Here is an 18,042-nt window from a genome sequence, read left to right as displayed (position 1 = left end):
CCTCTCTCAATATTTAATATCCACAGTTATTCTGTGTATTTTTTTATTCCTAAAATGCCTGGTTCTTATGCCAAAAAATTATTATGTCATAAAATTGAAATTTAACTGAAATATTAATGTCATTTTCGTGTCATATATGGCGTGCAAATTAGTTATGGGAAAATGTTGTTAGATATAAGCTGGAAATATATCTCTGGATCAGCATGTTAACTTCGTGTATTAATTATATGATAATTTTATTTCACGGGAAGCGTGATTATGACCACTGTGGTTCTGAACGTAAAAATTGATAGCGAGTTAAAAGAAAAACTGCGTCAGTATGCGGAAGAAAATAACGAGAATTTAGGGACAGCGACGGAGAAACTACTGTTGCTAGCTTTTCAGGTAGTGGATTCAGCAGACGAGGCGGGGGTTTCGGAAGAAGATATCGATAGCCAGCATACCGAAGAGGAAACGTCTCCATTGACCCCTAAAGAAATCAAAGCATTACGTAAAATTCTGAAGAAGAGAAAATGAAACAACAACTCTCTACAGCCAGCAACTATAGCGAAGCCTGCGACATGCTACGATCCGGCTACGTTAAGCATGTACGTCTGAACTGGAATATTGGTAGCGATGAGTTTTTTCGCATTGCATCCGATTGGTGTGATACCGGTGCAAAAATTAAAAAAGATGAAGATGGTTTTATTATATCGCTAAAAGGTTTTGCGATTCCGCGCCAGCATTGATGAAATTATTTCATTTTTGTCATCGGACTGACATGTCGTAATGACAAGATTGAATGGCAATTTTATAAAAACATCTCATATGCATCATGGATGATGGTTTTTGACGGGCTGGCTCCAGCCCGTCGATATTTTATTATATAATTTTCCGCAGGCGAAAATTATCCTTCTGTTCCGTAAGGCTATGCCATAGCGGCTGCAGCGTATTGAAGGCGTTGCGTAGTTCCTCATCAGACAGCGTGAAGGGCAAACGTAAATAACGGTCAAATGCGCCTGCCAGACCGAAACGCGTTCCTGTTCCGATATGAATCCCGCGACTTTCTGCCCGCACCGAAAACAGTGTCGCCAGCATTCCTGGTAATTCCACCCAAAAAGAGAGCCCCCCCTCGGGCAACGTAAAACGCCAATGCGGGAAAAACTCAGCCATCAGTTCGCCACACATGTCCCTGCGGGCGGCCAGCATCGTCCGGCGTGATGGTAACAGCGTTTTTTCATTTTCCAGTAACCAGCAGCAGGCCAGTTGCTCCAGCAGCGGAGAGCCCAGATCGAGGGAGTCGCGTGCCTGGACCAGCGATGCAATGGTTCGTGAAGACGCGCGGATCCAGCCTATGCGCAACCCTCCCCAAAAACTTTTCCCCGCAGAGCCGATAGTGATTACCGGCGCGTCCGGATTAAACGTCGCTAATGGAGGCGGTGGTGGGGCGTCGTACCATAAATCGACCATCGTCTCATCGATCACCAGAGTAGTGCGGGTTTGCGCCGCGATATCGGCAACCCGCTGGCGCGTGGCGCTATCCATACAACGACCAGTGGGGTTATGAAAGTCGGGCATCAGCCAGGCCAGTCGCGGGGCCGTTTGCGCGATCGTCGCTGCCAGACCGTCGCAATCCCATCCCTGCGCTGGTAACGCGACGCCAACCGGCCGGCACGATGCTCCCTGAATTGCGCTGATCGCCATGGGGTAAGTCGGCGCATCTACCACCACGCGATCGCCTGGTCCGGTTAATAAACGCAGCACCAGAGCAAATCCGCTTAGCGCTCCATTGACGATCATCACTTCGTCACTGCGCGTCGGCAGGCCGCGCTCGCTATAGCGGTGGGCGATCGCTTCGCGAAGAAGCGCCATGCCTTGCTGATCGTAACCGGTATTGGATAAATGCTGAGGCATGATCTTGAGAGCCTGACTGTAGGCTTGATGGATCTCAGGTCCAGCGCTGAGCGCAGCAACAGCCAGATTGACTGACAACGGGTCCGGCGTTTTGGCTACCATATTTACGGGGCGTTCCGGCAGAGCGATACGCGATCCGCTACCCTGGCGACTGTAGAGATAGCCCTCCTCTCGTAGTTGCCCGAGCGCGCTGGCAACCGTAGTGCGGCTGATATTCAGAGCGGCTGCCAGTTCACGTTCGCCGGGTAGCCGGGTTTCCAAAGCCAGGCGACCATCGAGGATTAGCAGGCGTAGAGCTTCAGCTAACTGACGCCAGAGCGGCGTACGGGAGGCGGATTCTTGCCAGTTACCGAGCAATCGGACCAGCGATTGTGAACCAAAGCGACGAGATGACATAGCAATCCACTTTTTAAAAACTGGCCATTAATTATCAATCCATTTTTACTGATGATAGCGGAAATCGCAATGACTCTGAGGTGAAAAATGGTACGTCGCTTACTGCAACTTTACATCGGTCTGGTCCTGTACGGCGTATCGACCGCGCTATTTGTTCATGCCAATCTCGGGGCCGATCCGTGGGATGTTTTTCATCTGGGGATTGGCAAACAATTCAGTCTGGATTTCGGCACTGTGATGATCCTGACAGGCGCGGCGGTACTGCTGTTGTGGATCCCGCTACGGCAAATGCCGGGTCTGGGTACCGTGAGTAATGTGGTTGTGTTAGGGCTGGCAGCAAATGCCACTCTGGCGGTATTGCCGCCTATAGAATCGCTCGTGTCGAGCAGCCTCCTGCTGGTGGGAGCTATCGTGCTGAATGCACTGGCAACTGGCATGTATATTGGTGCCGGTTTCGGCCCGGGTCCTCGCGATGGTCTGATGACTGGCCTGCATGCACGTACAGGGTGGTCGTTGCGCGGCATTCGTACGGCGATTGAAGTATCGGTTCTGCTGATTGGCTGGCTATTAGGCGGTAAATTTGGCGTAGGTACCGTACTTTATGCGTTAACGATTGGGCCGTTGATTCAGCTGTGCTTGCCGTGGTTTCGCCAGCCAATTACGCGCAAAGCGTCGGCAAAACGCAGTGAGGTTATTTCCTGATTTTAAGCCGTCATCAAGTGCAAAGACTAAACTTATCAATTCAGATACAGCCGGGTTCTCCGGCTGTGCTGTTCACTTCGGAGAATTAACTCATGAAGTACGTTGATGGTTTTGTTGTTGCCGTACCGGCGGAAAATAAGGAGGCATACCGCGAAATGGCAGCAAAGGCCGCGCCACTCTTTAAAGAGTTTGGCGCGCTGCGCGTGGTGGAGTGTTGGGCGGATGATGTCCCCGATGGAAAGTTGACCGACTTCCGTATGGCAGTGAAAGCTGAAGATGATGAAGAGGTGGTGTTTAGCTGGATTGAATATGCTTCGAAAGAAGCCAGGGATGCCGCCAACGCCAAAATGATGGCCGATCCGCGGATGAAAGAGTTCGGCGATAATATGCCATTTGACGGTAAACGAATGATTTTCGGCGGTTTCGTACCGCTACTGGATGAGTAATTCATCTCTGCCATCCCCGCAGCCAGTGGGGATGGCAATAGCTTCGTTACAAACTGCTCCAGCCATGCAGCATCATATAGAAACCCACCACGATAATCAGCGTGCCGGAAATCCACGGGGCTTTTCGCGACAGATTGTTCAGCCCCGGCCAGCGGTTGGCGACGTGTTTCACGCTTAAAGCCGCAATCGCGCCAGAGGCGACTAAGGTAAGCGCCAGCCCCACGCTAAACCCCAATACCAGCGTCGCTCCCAGTGAGAATTTTTTCAACTGCAGGCAAATGAGCAATACGGTAATTGATGCCGGACAGGGGATTAAACCACCCGTTAGCCCGAATAACATGATTTGCCCGGTGGTGACTTGTTGTCCGTTAAAGCGACGATTGATCTCTTCTGCATGCGCTCGCTGGTGCGCGTCCTGCCAGTCGGCGGTAACCAGCGGACCTTGATGAGGGCGAGAGTTGTATTCATGTGGATGGTGGTGATCATGATGATGTTCATGTTCATGTTCATGTTCATGTTCATGTTCATGTTCATGTTCATGTTCATGTTCATGCGGGCGAGATTCGCACCAGGTTCGCCACAGCATCCAGCAGGCGATCAGTACGATAAGGATCCCTGAAATCAGCTGAAACCAGGGTTCTGATGTCTGCGCATCCCAGCCGCGACCAAACCATAAACCCGCCATCGCCACCAGCCAGACGACCGCCGTATGCGATATGGTCGCAGCTAGCCCCAGCAGTACCGCCTGCTTCAACGTGCCACGCACCGCCACAATAAATGCCGCCATCATTGTTTTAGAGTGCCCCGGCTCGAGGCCGTGTAGTGCGCCGAGCAGAATGGCGCTGGGTATAAATAACCAGGCATTGCCTTGCTGCAAAAGTGAAGTGAAATCGTTCATAACCAGCTCCCGCTAAAAGTGATCGTATGCTACTCCCCCCCAGTACATAAATACTACCCCCCCAGTAGAAAAATACTCCGGGGGAGTAGAGCATGTTATGCTGTTGTCATTCCATACAAAGGCCTTTAGCGGCAAAAATTGACTTATTAAAGAGTGGATCGCGATATGTCACATACTGTTCGTCACAAGAAGATGTTATTGACCAGATTGAAGAAAATTCAGGGGCAAAGTGCGGCGCTGGAGAAAATGCTCAATCGGGAACATGAATGCGCAGAGGTTTTGCAGCAGCTTGCGGCGATCCGCGGGGCGGTCAACGGTATGATGTTGCAGGTCATCCAGGGACACTTAACGGACCATGTCGTTAAAGAACCAGAAGAAGGCCAGCGTGAAGCCGACCTTGAAGTGGTCATGCAGGTGGTCAAATCTTACCTGAAGTGAATTCAGGCGCGATTTTCATCAGCCTCTGTGGGGTGTGCTTTGAGGTTATTCTCTGCCCACAGGATAAACTTCTCTTTCGGCAGAGCCTTGCTGTAAAGCCAGCCTTGGGCATATTGCACACCATGATCGCGCAGCCAGTCGCGCTGGCTTTCGGTTTCCACACCTTCCGCGACGGTCGCCAGATTAAGCGCTTTCGCCATCTCGATAATGTGCGGGGTAAGCGGTTTGTACTCCAGCGTATCGACAAACGATTTATCGATTTTCAGAGTATCAACGTCCAGTTTTTGTAAATAGCTCAGGCTGGAGTAGCCGGTACCGAAATCATCAATGGAGATACGATGCCCTGCCTGGCGGTAGCCCGCGATAACCGGCAGGGTGATTTGCGGATCAACAAAACCGCGTTCGGTAATTTCCAGGATGATTTGCTGGGCATGGATATTCCAGATAAGAAGCTGTTCGCGTAAAAGCTGCGGCAGCTTTGGCGAACGCAAGTCATCGACCGACAGATTAATCGCAATATGGATATCCGGACGCTGGCGTAACCAGGGGCCAAGGTCGGCAAATATTTTTCTGACAATATCTTCCGTTAAGCGGGTGATAAGCCCGGTCTGTTCGGCAAGCGGAATAAAAATATCCGGCGATAAAAAGCTACCATCCGGTTGCTGCCAGCGCGCCAGCGCTTCAGCGCCAACGATTTTTCCACTTTGTAGCGAAATTATGGGTTGGTAATACACCTGAATGGCGTTGGAGTGCAGGGCGTCCAGCATCCCGTAGCGCGGTGAGCGTAATCTTCTTAACAAGCGAAGAAGCAGGAACGAGGCCAGCAGGCTAGTGAATAAACCAATCGGTAGCCACAGTATCAGCTGCTGATGGAGTTTTTTCTGTAATGGCAGCGTGGATGACCAGGTGGCGATAGCCAGACCCAGCTCAGGAATGGTGTGAATACGATAAACGGTATTATTGAGAGTCAGCGTATCGGCATCCAGACGTTTAATTTTCGCCCAGGCTACCGCATCGAGCGGCTTACTACTGATAATAATCTGATTGCGCTTGGTTCCGAACAAGAGAGTGTGAATCTCTTCCTGGCCTAATGGAATCACATCAATAAACGAAGTGGGATCAATCATCACCACGTGATGTTCGCTGCCCATTGCCGTCATTTTATGTTGCAGGCCCAGGTCGTTAACCGATGTAAGCCAGGCACGATAGCCGTCGCTAGTGATGTGATCAGGTACCGGAAAGGTTACTGAAACCTGGTGATCTTCAAGAGAAGAGCACTGCGGAATGCCATCGCGTAACCACAGAACCTCCTGCACGTAGCGATGGGTATAGGCAATGCGCCGCATTTCGAGTAAGTGCTGTGGGCTACAGGTGGCGGCCGTATGGGTATCCGCTTCCTTGAGCGCTTCTCGTGCCTGGTCGGCTACCTGCTGGACGCGCTCCAGAACGCGGGCGGAAAAATTATCCAGTTCGGTGTAAAACTGCATTTTGGCCTGCTGGGTTGCTAACCAGATACTCAGGACTATGGGCAAAATAATGGCAAGTATTAGTACCCCTGTAACCAGACTCACTTGATGCCGGGTCGTCATGAGTATTTCCTTAATTTATCGAGGGGTTCGATGAGTATACGCGAAAGATAAAAAACGTAGTGGTCAGGAAATCAGAGTTGCGCGGGATAAAAAAGCCCGAATCGCGAGATACCGACGATTTCGGGCAAACAGTGGATGATCCGCGACGCTTAACGCTTTGAGCGATGCGGAGAAAAACGAGGGCTAGCATGCTGACAATAAGGGTTATCAGCATATATTCATATTCTAAAGCGTAATCATGACAGCCAGATGTTGTGCTTAATGGGCATCCGGTGCAGAGATATCGGTGCTAATCCGCAGGTCATTTTCATCGAACACCATGCAGTAGCGATCGTCGAACGCAACGCTAATTTTCTGCCATGGGCGGAAATGAACGTCGCCGGGCAGCAGGATTTTGACGTTATCATGGCCATAACACTGACCGAACAGATAGGTATTGTTGCCCAGTCTCTCGACCACTTCACATTGAAACTCAACGACGGTCCCTGTGTTCACATTCGTTGAGAGATGTTCAGGGCGAATACCGAGCGTAACGGGGGCACCTGGCTGCAGCGGCGAGGTAGTGATATTGAGCGTCAGGTGGTGATCTTGCGCCATCTTCACGCTGAGCTGGCCTGGCTGCCAGGCGGTCACCGTGGCGGGAAGGAAGTTCATTTTCGGTGAACCGATGAATCCTGCAACGAATTTATTTACCGGATTGTAATACAGCGACATCGGTGAGCCCATCTGCTCAACTTTGCCGTAGTTCATCACGACTATTTTATCGGCCAGAGTCATTGCTTCGACCTGATCGTGGGTGACATAGACCATGGTGGTCTTGAGTTCGTGGTGTAGTTTGGCGATATGCAGACGCATCTCGACGCGTAATTCAGCATCAAGGTTGGAGAGCGGTTCATCAAACATAAACACTCGCGGATTGCGCACAATAGCGCGGCCAATCGCCACGCGCTGGCGCTGACCACCTGAGAGCTGTTTAGGTTTACGATCCAGCAGATGCGAAAGCTGCAGCGTTTTTGCCACCATCTCAACCTGACGGCGAATTTCATCTTTCGGGACTTTATTGACCTTAAGGCCATAGCCCATATTTTCCGCAACCGTCATATGCGGATAAAGCGCGTAAGACTGAAATACCATCGCTACGCCACGATGGGCTGGTACCACGTCGTTCATCACTTCATCACCAATCAGCACTTCACCGTCGCTGACCTCCTCGAGTCCGGCAATCATGCGCAGTAGCGTAGATTTACCGCAGCCGGACGGGCCGACGAAAACCGCAAATTCACCATCTTCAATATCAAGATTTACCTGATGCAGCGTCACTGTACTGCCGAACCGCTTGGTGACATTCCTCAGTCGTATATTGGACATCAACATTCCCCGGGTTAGTAGCCGTTGTTTGCCGTTGGGACTAGGGCTGCAATGTGGTTTTGTATAACGTATAACAATTCAGCCTGACGATGCTCAACGACACTAAAGTCATGTGATGACTATAACTTCCAGCGTTTTTGCGCCATATAGTGATGTTTCATTTCTGCAATCATGATCACACAACTGGCAGCTTTCAGTAGTTTTATCCGCATTCAAAGCGTAGCGTATAACAAATTCAATGTGACGGAGGTTTTCATTATGAATCACCGTTTATCAATAAATTCAAACATTACAAAAAGTCGTACCACCCAATAAAAACCATTTAATTGTTATACCTTCACATGAGGTTGATAATGAAAAAGAACACTCTTGCTGCACTGATCCTTACCACTTTGTCTGCCGGGCAGTTAGTGAGCCTGCAGGCGCACGCGGCTGGGCAGCTCAACGTCTGGGAAGACATTAAGAAATCTGACGGTATCAAAACCGCGGTGAGTGATTTTGAAAAGCAGTACAACGTTAAGGTGAATGTGCAGGAGATGCCTTACGCCCAGCAGTTGGAAAAGCTGCGCCTTGATGGCCCGGCGGGTATTGGCCCTGATGTACTGGTTATCCCGAACGATCAGCTAGGCGGCGCGGTTGTACAGGGGCTTTTATCGCCTTTGACGCTGGACCAGGCAAAACAAGACGTTTTCACACCTGCGTCAATCAACGCTTTCCACATGGATAATGTGTTGTACGGCGTGCCGAAAGCGGTGGAAACCCTGGTGCTGATTTACAACAAAGACCTGATTGCCCAGCCGCTGGATAGCCTGCAGGCGTGGTTCGACTATTCGAAAAAACAGCGCGAAGAGGGCAAATACGGCCTGTTGGCGAAGTTTGATCAGATCTATTACAGCTGGGGCGCTATCGGGCCAATGGGCGGCTACATCTTCGGCAAGAACGACAAAGGTGGTTTTAACCCGCAGGACGTTGGCCTGAATAAACCTGGCGCGGTGGAAGCGGTCACCTTCCTGAAAAAATTCTATGCCGAAAAGGTTTTCCCGGCCGGAATCCTTGGGGACAACGGACTGAATGCTATCGATTCACTGTTCACCGAGAAGAAAGCGGCGGCAGTGATTAACGGTCCGTGGGCCTTCCAGCCGTATGAAGCGGCAGGCATCAACTACGGAGTCGTGCCGCTACCAACGCTGCCGGACGGTAAACCAATGAGCTCCTTCCTCGGTGTGAAAGGTTATGTGGTCTCGACGTGGAGCAAAGACAAAGCTCTGGCGCAGCAGTTCATCGAATTCATCAACCAGCCGCAGTACGTGAAAGCGCGCTATATCGCGACCGGCGAAATTCCGCCGTTGAAAGCGATGATTGACGATCCGGTGATTAAGAATGACGAAAAGGCCAGCGCGGTGGCCGTGCAGTCGGCGCGGGCGACGGCGATGCCTGGCATTCCGGAAATGGGCGAAGTCTGGGGTCCGGCGAATGCCGCTCTGGAGCTGAGCCTGACCGGGAAACAGGATCCGCAGGCGGCGCTTGATGGGGCTGAGAAGCAGATCAAGATGCAGATCGAAGCGATGCAGGCCAGCAATCAATAATCAGGTGATGTAACAGAACGGGAGGTACTCCTCCCGTTTTCAGAAGGAGTCGTGTGTGATTATCAATCCCAGCGAAAATATTGCCGAGGTGCGCGGCGCAGGACGCCATGCGTGGTGCGGCCTGTTGCTGGCTATCGTGCCGGGTTTTGGGCAGTTTTATCACCGTCAGTGGTTGAAGGGGATTGTCTTCCTGGTGCTGCTGAGTAGCTTTATGAGCGTTTTTTATGATTTTCTCAGCGAGGGCTTATGGGGGCTATATACCTTAGGCGAAGAGGTACCGCGGGATAATTCTATTTTCCTGCTGGCGGAAGGGATTATCAGCGTACTGATTGTCGCCTTTGGCCTGCTGGTCTATTTTCTCTCGCTGCGCGATGCCTGGGTAAATGGCAAAAAGCGCGATGAGGGCATGGCGCTAAATAGCGTGCGCAAGCAGTATCAGATGCTGCTCAGAGACGGTTTTCCCTATCTGATGATTAGCCCCGGCTTTATTCTGCTGGTGTTTGTCGTCATCTTCCCGATTTTGTTTGGTTTTGCCATTGCCTTTACCAACTACAACCTTTACCACACGCCGCCGGCGAAGCTGGTGGATTGGGTCGGGTTCAAAAACTTCATCAACATCTTCACATTATCCATCTGGCGCTCAACCTTCTTTGATGTGTTGCAGTGGACAGTGGTGTGGACTTTACTGGCGACGACGTTGCAATGTACCGTCGGTGTGCTGCTGGCCATTCTGGTCAACCAGAAAGATCTGCGCTTTAAGCCGATGATTCGTACTATTTTTATTCTGCCGTGGGCGGTGCCGGGGTTCGTGACAATTCTGGTTTTTGCCGGGATGTTCAACGATTCGTTCGGGGTGATTAATAACGCAATTTTATCCTTCTTCGGCATCAGCCCGAAGGCGTGGCTGACCGATCCGTTCTGGACCAAGACTGCGCTGATCATGATGCAGACCTGGCTGGGCTTCCCGTTTGTCTTTGCCATGACTACCGGCGTACTGCAGGCGATACCGGACGATCTTTATGAAGCGGCCACCATGGACGGCGCAAGCGCGTATACCCGTCTGCGCACCATTACTCTGCCGCTGGTGCTGTACTCGATTGCGCCGATCATCATCACCCAGTACACCTTCAACTTTAACAACTTCAACATCATCTATCTGTTCAACAACGGCGGCCCTGCGGTGGCGGGTTCCAATGCTGGGGGTACGGATATTCTGGTGTCGTGGATTTATAAATTGACGATGTCGTCTTCGCAATACGCCATCGCGGCCACCATTACGATCCTGCTGTCGATTTTCGTTGTCGGCCTGGCGTTGTGGCAGTTCCGCGCCACTAAATCCTTCAAAAACGACGACATGGCGTAAGGGAAGCAAATGGCTAAATCACCGAGTATTAAACGCGAAAAGTGGATTCGCCTGTCACTGACCTGGCTGGTGGTAATCCTGGTGTCGACGATCATCATCTACCCGTTGGTATGGACGGTAGGGGCATCACTGAACGCCGGGAATAGTCTGCTGAGTACGTCGATTATTCCAGAGAACCTGTCGTTCCAGCATTACGCAGACCTGTTTAATGGCAATGTGAACTACCTGACCTGGTACTGGAATTCGATGAAGATCAGTTTCATGACCATGGTGCTGACCTTAATCAGCGTGAGCTTCACCGCCTACGCGTTCTCTCGTTTTCGTTTCAAAGGACGACAGAATGGGCTGATGCTGTTCCTGTTACTACAGATGATCCCGCAGTTCTCGGCGCTAATTGCGATCTTTGTTTTGTCGCAGTTGCTGGGGCTGATCAACAGCCATCTGGCGCTGGTGCTGATCTACGTTGGTGGCATGATCCCGATGAATACCTGGCTTATGAAGGGATATCTGGATGCGATCCCTAAAGATCTGGATGAGTCCGCACGTATGGATGGCGCCAGCAGCTTCCGCATTTTTTTCGAAATCATCATGCCGCTGTCAAAGCCGATCCTCGCGGTGGTAGCGCTGTTCTCGTTCACCGGCCCGCTGGGGGATTTTATTCTCTCCAGCACTATCCTGCGTACCCCGGATAAGTACACGCTGCCGATCGGCCTGTACAACCTGGTAGCGCAGAAAATGGGTGCCAGCTACACCACTTATGCAGCGGGAGCGGTGCTGATTGCCGTCCCGGTCGCGATTCTCTATCTGGCGCTGCAAAAATACTTTGTTTCCGGCCTGACCTCTGGCAGTACAAAAGGATAACCTCATGAAAAGATTAACACCCGCGTGGCTTGCTGTTTCTCTGGCATGCTGTTTCTCCGCCAGTACGTTTGCCGCCGATGCGCTGCAAACGAAGGCGTTCAACAATATGCCCGCTGATTTTATTAAAGGTGCGGATATTTCCACGTTGCTGGATGCGGAAAAGCACGGGGCAAAGTTTTATAACCACAATAATCAGCAGCAGGATCCGATCGCGATTTTGAAGGCTGATGGCGTGAATTATGTTCGCCTGCGTCTGTGGGTTGATCCTAAAGATGCTCAGGGTCAGGGCTACGGTGGCGGTGATAACGATCTGGCGGCGACGCTGGTGCTGGCGAAACGTGCAAAAGCGCAGGGTATGAAGCTGCTGCTCGATTTCCACTACAGCGATTTCTGGACCGACCCGGGTAAGCAGTTCAAGCCGAAAGCCTGGGATAAAATGGACTATCCACAGCTGAAAACCACCATCCACGACTACACCCGCGACACGATTGCCCGCTTTAAACAGGAGAGCGTGCTGCCGGATATGGTGCAGATCGGTAACGAGATTAACGGCGGTATGCTGTGGCCGGAAGGCAAAAGCTGGGGTCAGGGCGGTGGTGAATTCGATCGCCTCGCAGGACTGCTTAACGCGGCTATTGATGGCCTGAAAGAAAATCTCACCGGCGGCGAGCAGGTGAAAATTATGCTTCATCTGGCGGAAGGGACCAAAAACGATACCTTCCACTGGTGGTTTGATGAAATCAGCAAGCGCAACGTGCCTTACGACATTATCGGTCTGTCGATGTACACCTACTGGAATGGCCCGATTAGCGCGTTGAAAGCCAATATGGACGATATCAGCAAGCGCTATAACAAAGACGTGATTGTTGTTGAGGCTGCCTACGCTTATACCCTGGAGAACTGCGATAACGCGGAAAATAGTTTCCAGGCGAAAGAGGAAAAGGATGGCGGTTATCCGGCGACCGTACAAGGGCAATATAATTATATTCACGATTTAATGCAGGCCGTTATCGACGTGCCAGAACATCGCGGAAAAGGTATTTTTTATTGGGAGCCGACGTGGATCGCTGTGCCGGGAAATACCTGGGCGACACCTGCCGGAATGAAATATATCCACGATGAGTGGAAAGAGGGCAATGCCCGGGAAAATCAGGCGCTGTTTGATTGCCAGGGAAAAGCATTGCCATCGATGAAGGTATTTAATTAATCATTCAGCTTTAAACTTCAGGATGTTTATTATGAAAAAATTTGCGCCTTTGAGTCCTAAGGTTAATGCGCTATTGCATGGCGCTGACTATAACCCGGAGCAGTGGGAGAATTATCCCGATATTATCGACAAAGATATTGCCATGATGCAGCAAGCAAAATGTAATGTGATGTCGGTGGGGATATTTAGCTGGGCGAAGCTTGAACCTCAGGAAGGCGTATTTGAGTTTGGCTGGCTGGACAGTATTCTCGATAAACTGTATGCCGCCGGAATTCATGTCTATCTCGCCACTCCAAGCGGCGCGCGTCCGGCGTGGATGTCGCAGAAGTATCCTCAGGTGCTACGCGTTGGTCGCGATCGGGTGTCTGCACTGCACGGTGGACGCCATAACCACTGCATGTCATCACCGGTTTATCGTGAGAAAACCCTGAAAATCAACACGCTGCTGGCTGAACGTTATTCGCAGCACCCGGCGGTGCTGGGCTGGCATATCTCCAACGAATACGGTGGTGAGTGCCACTGCGGGCTGTGTCAGGAGCGGTTCCGTGACTGGCTGAAGGCGCGTTATGAAACCCTGGATAATCTCAACCACGCGTGGTGGAGCACTTTCTGGAGTCATACTTACAGCGACTGGTCGCAGATTGAATCTCCAGCCCCGCAGGGGGAAGTCTCAATTCATGGTCTTAACCTTGACTGGCATCGTTTCAACACCGCGCAGGTGACTGGCTTCTGCCACCATGAAGTTGCCCCTCTGAAAGCAGCGAATGCTGAACTGCCGGTGACAACCAACTTCATGGAGTATTTTTACGATTACGACTACTGGCAGTTGGCGCAGGCGCTGGACTTCATCTCATGGGATAGCTATCCCATGTGGCACCGTGACAAAGATGAAACCACGCTGGCTTGCTATACCGCCATGTATCACGACATGATGCGCAGCCTGAAGGGCGGTAAACCGTTTGTGCTGATGGAATCCACGCCGAGCTCGACCAACTGGCAGCCGACCAGCAAACTGAAGAAGCCGGGAATGCATATTCTCTCTTCTATGCAGGCCGTCGCGCACGGTGCCGATTCGGTGCAGTATTTCCAGTGGCGCAAGAGTCGTGGTTCGGTAGAAAAATTCCACGGGGCGATTATCGATCACGTAGGCCACCTGGATACTCGAGTAGGCCGTGAAGTGACTAAGCTCGGCGATATGTTAAGCAAGTTGCCGGGCGTGGTGGGTTGCAGGACGGATGCCAAAGTGGCGATTATCTTCGACCAGCAAAACCGCTGGGCGCTGGATGACGCCCAGGGACCGCGTAATCTCGGGATGGAGTATGAAAATACCGTAAACGAACACTATCGTCCATTCTGGGAGCAGGGGATCGCTGTCGATATTATTGATGCGGATGTTGACCTGAGCGCCTATCAGCTGGTTATTGCACCTATGTTGTACATGGTACGCGAGGGATTCGCCGAGCGCGCCGAAGATTTCGTTGCCAACGGCGGTCAGTTAGTTACAACATACTGGACGGGTATCGTTAACGAAACTGATCTGTGCCATCTCGGCGGCTTCCCTGGCCCATTACGTAAGCTGCTGGGCATTTGGGCGGAAGAAATCGACTGCCTGAACGATGGTGAATATAATCTGGTGCAAGGACTGGCGGGGAATAAAGGCGGATTGCAGGGGCCGTATCAGGTACGCCACCTGTGTGAACTGATTCATACTGAAGCCGCGCAGCCGCTGGCGACATACCGCGATGATTTTTATGCCGGAAGACCAGCGGTTACCGTCAATCACTTCGGTAAAGGTAAGGCCTGGCACGTTGCTTCACGTAACGATCTTGCCTTCCAGCGCGATTTCTTCGCTACCATAAGCAAAGAGTTGGCGCTGCCGCGTGCCGTTGAGGCTGATTTGCCGCCGGGGGTCGTGGCAACTGCGCGAACTGATGGCGAAACCACTTATGTATTCCTGCAAAACTACAGTACCCAGCAACATAGCATTACGCTGCCGCAGGGTTACCAGGATAGCCTGACCGGTGCGGCGCTGAACGCGCCATTGACCTTAACAGCATGGGATTGCCGTATCCTTAGCCGTCACGCGTAATTCCTCTCCACCCGCGCCTGCTCATTGAGCAGGCGTTTTTTTATCTGCTTATCAGGAGTCTATTATGGTGAGTTTAAAATCCTTTCTGAATTATTTCTCCCAACCCCGCACCGCAGTGCCTTTGAGTACAACGGAGCAACAACAGATTGAATCTTTGATTCAGGCTTTCGGCGGTGAGTCGAATATTATTCATGTTGATGCTTGTATTACCCGTTTACGCGTCACGGTGAATAACCTGGCGATTGTTGATTCTCAGGCATTACAGCAGCAGGGTGCGCTGGGGGTTATTATTTTGGGGCAGCAGGTGCATGCTATTTTCGGTAAGCAGTCGGATGCTTTACGACAATTACTTGACGAGCACTTTGCAAGTCGTAAATAAAATAAAACGGGATAACGCAATAATGGGTTATCCCGAAAATATAACAAGTTATTCAATGGCAATAATCATTACCGGAGGGTAATTAACGACCTTACAGTTGGAGAGAAAACGGTTTAAATTTTATTACCACCAGGCTTCTACCTGGACACCAAAGTTCCACGTATTGTTAGCAGTTTGATCTTCAAATGGTTTGCCATTTTCAGAATCATTCAAATATGAAGCGAAAATACGCAGTTCCGGACGTGACATAAAGTCAGGGCCATCGGCCAGGCCCAGCGCAATGGTGTATTTTTCACCGGCCTGTTTATACTCGGAGTTGTTCTTGTAGCTGTCTTTTTGATAGAAACCGCCCACTTCGCCAATCAGGCGCACGTACTCGGTAAACTGATACTGCCCGCGAGCGACCAGCGACAACATACGCGTTTTATCCGTGTATTCAGTAATGTTGTCCGCAGAACCCCAGGTCAGAACATGGTTAATCGAGAACTTGTCGGTAATCGGAATTAAACCGGTATTAATAACGCGATATCCGGTGGCGTCATTGACGTAGTTCCACATATCGTACCAACCGCCGCCCTGGGAGACCATGTTCTGCGCCAACCCTTTGTTGGCGTACTGCAGTACCGTTTTGTTGTAGCCACCCAGCATATCCTGGCTAATCTCACCGGTCAGCATGACGCCATTTTCAGCATCATACAGTCCGCCGTAGGTATCCTGCTTTTTAGTGGTGTTCGGCATTGCGTAGTCGATACCAAATTCCGTCCAGGCACCAGACCACGGTTTCCAGCCAGCGTAGCGCAGGTCGAGATAGTTAATGTTTACATCACTGTCGCCATCGACGCGGTAATCAACGTCATTCGCGTCGCCGCGGATCCAGGCAAAGGAGACGGCCCCAGGACCGAGAGTGTAGTTTTCAAGTCCCGCACCGGAGCCGGAAATGTTCCAGTATTTGGTATCGATGATGTGCAGATCGTGGCGCTGATAGTAGCGTTTACCGCCCCAAATGACCGCATTTGGATCGCCAGGGACCAGGCCTTTAATTTGCAGGTTCAACTGACGCAGACCAAACTGTGCATCGTCATCCAGCGTGGTTTCGTTATCGTTGGAGCCGTCAGAGACCATGCTGACCATACTATCGAGGTAGAAGCTAACATCGTTTTTCTTGTAGACCTCTGAGCCTAACTCCAGCTCACCATAGGTATCGGATTCGTTACCCAGACGGCCTATTTTGTTTTTTTGCCATTCAGCCTGACTACCGTCACCGGAGACCCCAACCCCGGCGCGCATATAACCATGAAAATCGATACCTGGGACAGCGGCGGAAGCAGCCAACACGGATGGTGAAATCAGCGCAGCGGCCAACGCAACGGAGAGTGTGCGCAGCGTAGTGTTCATGTCTATCCTCTTATTTTTGTATTACGTTCACATAACCGATGCCATAAAATGCCTAAACCTAAATTCAGGCAATTGAATGATCGCCATAGTGTGATTAACTGCAAATAAATAGGCGTATTTTGTTACAGATGGTGAGTCCATTCACAATTCAATGTATTGTGAGCGTCGTACTTTTTATGGCGATTGTCATCAGGGGGATGTTGCTGTGAGCGTTTTTTCATATTGCCCCTGTTACAATCCAGGGATAACAACATAAGGAACCGGACCATGAAGTCTAAAAGCGCGACTTTAGAAGACGTTGCCCGCCACGCGGGCGTCTCCTATCAGACCGTGTCCAGGGTACTCAATAAGTCTGCTAATGTATCCAAAGCCACGCGTAGCAAGGTGGAGAAATCTATTGAGGAGCTGCGCTATGTGCCTAATCGCCTTGCACAGCAGCTGGTAGGTAAGCAGAGCCATACTGTCGGCCTGGTGACGATTTCTCTGGCTTTACACGCTCCTTCACAAGTTGCGGCAGCGGTAAAACGCTATGCCAATGTTGAAGGCTATCAGGTACTCATCTCAATGATTGATGAGAGCGTCAACCAAAGTATCCAGGATTCTATCAATGAGCTGAAGTCGCAACTGGTGAACAAGGTTATTATCAACGTGCCGCTGGAAACCGAAGAAGCCCAGAAAATCGCCGCTGATAACGACGACATTGTCTGTCTCTTTTTGGATGTTGACCCCTATAGCTCGGTGTTTAACGTTTCGTTCAATCCAGCGGATGGCACCCGAGCCAGCGTCAAATATCTCTATGAGATGGGACACCGTGAGATAGCCCTCTTGGCCGGACCGGAAAGCTCGGTGTCAGCGAAATTACGTTTGAAAAGCTGGATGGAAACGCTTGAGGGTTATGGCCTGCAACCTGTCACAGTGGTTCGTGGCAACTGGGATGCACAGAGTGGTTACGCCGGTGCGCTGCAAATGCTGCGCGAGACACCGAACTTCACCGCAGTGCTGGTGGGAAACGATCAGATGGCATTAGGTGTACTGAGCGCTTTTCATCAGCATCAGGTGCCGATCCCGGGGGAGAAATCGGTGATTGGTTACGATGATACCTATGAAAGTTCATTCTTCTATCCGGCGCTGACGACCGTTTCGCTAGACCTCGATTTACAAGGAAAAGAGGCTGTGCGTCGCATCCTTGATAGCGGTGATAACGAAACGCTGCATACTTCTTCGATTCTCCCCGCGCGACTGGTTATTCGCCACTCTACCGGGCCGAAAACGGAGCCCGGTAAAGATCTGCAGTCCATAGCCGAACAGCTGCGGGCGTTAGCGCATCAGCTGAATCCCTAATCCGCAACGGGCGGCCAGCGTCGCCCATTACCCTTTTCGTTCTCATGGTTGATCTTTGTATTAACTCGGCGTACCGTATTGTTATGTTATA

Annotated in this window: 17 protein-coding genes; 12 read left to right on the top strand and 5 right to left on the bottom strand. The window is 51.0% G+C overall.

All coding sequences use genetic code 11. The features are described from left to right. Positions 1-258 precede the first annotated feature (258 nt). Positions 259-516 (top strand): hypothetical protein, encoded by a 258-nt coding sequence (locus ACMYSL_RS22150; protein WP_110273725.1) that lies wholly within the window; start codon positions 259-261, stop codon positions 514-516. After that, positions 513-728: a hypothetical protein gene (locus tag ACMYSL_RS22145; RefSeq protein WP_110273724.1), complete on the top strand. Its 216-nt coding sequence runs from the start codon at positions 513-515 to the stop codon at positions 726-728. Before ACMYSL_RS22150 ends, ACMYSL_RS22145 begins: the two co-directional genes overlap by 4 nt. 133 nt (positions 729-861) lie before the next feature. On the opposite strand, the gene ACMYSL_RS22140 is transcribed toward ACMYSL_RS22145, so the two are convergent. After that, positions 862-2,289, bottom strand: a complete 1,428-nt coding sequence (locus ACMYSL_RS22140; protein ID WP_434659960.1) for a PLP-dependent aminotransferase family protein — start codon at positions 2,287-2,289, stop codon at positions 862-864. A gap of 87 nt (positions 2,290-2,376) precedes the next feature. Here ACMYSL_RS22140 and ACMYSL_RS22135 point away from each other — a divergent pair, with 87 nt between their 5' ends. Next, positions 2,377-2,991 (top strand): YczE/YyaS/YitT family protein, encoded by a 615-nt coding sequence (locus ACMYSL_RS22135; protein ID WP_304256624.1) that lies wholly within the window; start codon positions 2,377-2,379, stop codon positions 2,989-2,991. 92 nt (positions 2,992-3,083) lie between these two features. Further along, positions 3,084-3,437 carry a DUF1428 domain-containing protein gene (locus ACMYSL_RS22130; RefSeq protein WP_181483296.1) on the top strand — a complete coding sequence of 118 codons (354 nt, stop codon included), beginning with the start codon at positions 3,084-3,086 and terminating at the stop codon, positions 3,435-3,437. 46 nt (positions 3,438-3,483) lie between these two features. Here ACMYSL_RS22130 and ACMYSL_RS22125 read toward each other — a convergent pair whose 3' ends face one another. Further along, positions 3,484-4,335 (bottom strand): nickel/cobalt efflux protein RcnA, encoded by an 852-nt coding sequence (locus ACMYSL_RS22125; RefSeq protein WP_434659959.1) that lies wholly within the window; start codon positions 4,333-4,335, stop codon positions 3,484-3,486. Between the two features lie 165 nt (positions 4,336-4,500). On the opposite strand from ACMYSL_RS22125, the gene ACMYSL_RS22120 reads away from it, so the two are divergent. Further along, positions 4,501-4,773 carry a metal-sensing transcriptional repressor gene (locus tag ACMYSL_RS22120; protein WP_110273719.1) on the top strand — a complete coding sequence of 91 codons (273 nt, stop codon included), beginning with the start codon at positions 4,501-4,503 and terminating at the stop codon, positions 4,771-4,773. A 2-nt stretch (positions 4,774-4,775) separates the two neighbouring features. Here the strand turns inward: ACMYSL_RS22120 and ACMYSL_RS22115 are convergent, their stop codons facing one another. Further along, a complete protein-coding gene (locus ACMYSL_RS22115; protein WP_434659958.1) occupies positions 4,776-6,362 on the bottom strand; it encodes an EAL domain-containing protein in 1,587 nt (528 codons plus the stop codon). A 258-nt stretch (positions 6,363-6,620) separates the two neighbouring features. Beyond that, positions 6,621-7,730, bottom strand: a complete 1,110-nt coding sequence (locus ACMYSL_RS22110; protein ID WP_434659957.1) for an ABC transporter ATP-binding protein — start codon at positions 7,728-7,730, stop codon at positions 6,621-6,623. A 353-nt stretch (positions 7,731-8,083) separates the two neighbouring features. Here ACMYSL_RS22110 and ACMYSL_RS22105 point away from each other — a divergent pair, with 353 nt between their 5' ends. The 6 genes from ACMYSL_RS22105 to ACMYSL_RS22080 all read left to right on the top strand — a co-directional run bounded on the left by ACMYSL_RS22105 (position 8,084) and on the right by ACMYSL_RS22080 (position 15,215). Then, the gene (locus ACMYSL_RS22105) at positions 8,084-9,316 is read left to right on the top strand and encodes a maltodextrin ABC transporter substrate-binding protein (protein ID WP_304256632.1); all 1,233 of its coding nucleotides are present in this window, start codon (positions 8,084-8,086) and stop codon (positions 9,314-9,316) included. A gap of 55 nt (positions 9,317-9,371) precedes the next feature. Beyond that, positions 9,372-10,679, top strand: coding sequence for a carbohydrate ABC transporter permease (locus ACMYSL_RS22100; protein WP_181483292.1), 1,308 nt, complete (start codon positions 9,372-9,374; stop codon positions 10,677-10,679). A gap of 9 nt (positions 10,680-10,688) precedes the next feature. Further along, on the top strand, positions 10,689-11,540 hold the full coding sequence (locus ACMYSL_RS22095) for a sugar ABC transporter permease (protein ID WP_112214163.1): 852 nt from the start codon (positions 10,689-10,691) through the stop codon (positions 11,538-11,540). A gap of 4 nt (positions 11,541-11,544) precedes the next feature. Beyond that, on the top strand, positions 11,545-12,747 hold the full coding sequence (locus tag ACMYSL_RS22090; RefSeq protein WP_434659956.1) for a glycoside hydrolase family 53 protein: 1,203 nt from the start codon (positions 11,545-11,547) through the stop codon (positions 12,745-12,747). Between the two features lie 31 nt (positions 12,748-12,778). Next, positions 12,779-14,836, top strand: coding sequence for a beta-galactosidase (locus ACMYSL_RS22085; protein WP_434659955.1), 2,058 nt, complete (start codon positions 12,779-12,781; stop codon positions 14,834-14,836). A 64-nt stretch (positions 14,837-14,900) separates the two neighbouring features. After that, positions 14,901-15,215 carry a glucose PTS transporter subunit EIIB gene (locus ACMYSL_RS22080; protein ID WP_182236798.1) on the top strand — a complete coding sequence of 105 codons (315 nt, stop codon included), beginning with the start codon at positions 14,901-14,903 and terminating at the stop codon, positions 15,213-15,215. 123 nt (positions 15,216-15,338) lie between these two features. Here ACMYSL_RS22080 and ACMYSL_RS22075 read toward each other — a convergent pair whose 3' ends face one another. Beyond that, positions 15,339-16,610: a maltoporin gene (locus tag ACMYSL_RS22075; RefSeq protein WP_182236800.1), complete on the bottom strand. Its 1,272-nt coding sequence runs from the start codon at positions 16,608-16,610 to the stop codon at positions 15,339-15,341. Between the two features lie 267 nt (positions 16,611-16,877). On the opposite strand from ACMYSL_RS22075, the gene ACMYSL_RS22070 reads away from it, so the two are divergent. Further along, positions 16,878-17,951 (top strand): LacI family DNA-binding transcriptional regulator, encoded by a 1,074-nt coding sequence (locus tag ACMYSL_RS22070; RefSeq protein ID WP_182236802.1) that lies wholly within the window; start codon positions 16,878-16,880, stop codon positions 17,949-17,951. Positions 17,952-18,042: the final 91 nt, after the last annotated feature.

Origin of the sequence: Klebsiella sp. MISC125, assembly GCF_051131775.1 — a bacterium.
Taxonomy (GTDB): domain Bacteria; phylum Pseudomonadota; class Gammaproteobacteria; order Enterobacterales; family Enterobacteriaceae; genus Klebsiella.
The sequence above is the reverse complement of the archived record's forward strand: the minus strand, read 5'-3'. Positions and strand labels throughout refer to the sequence as shown.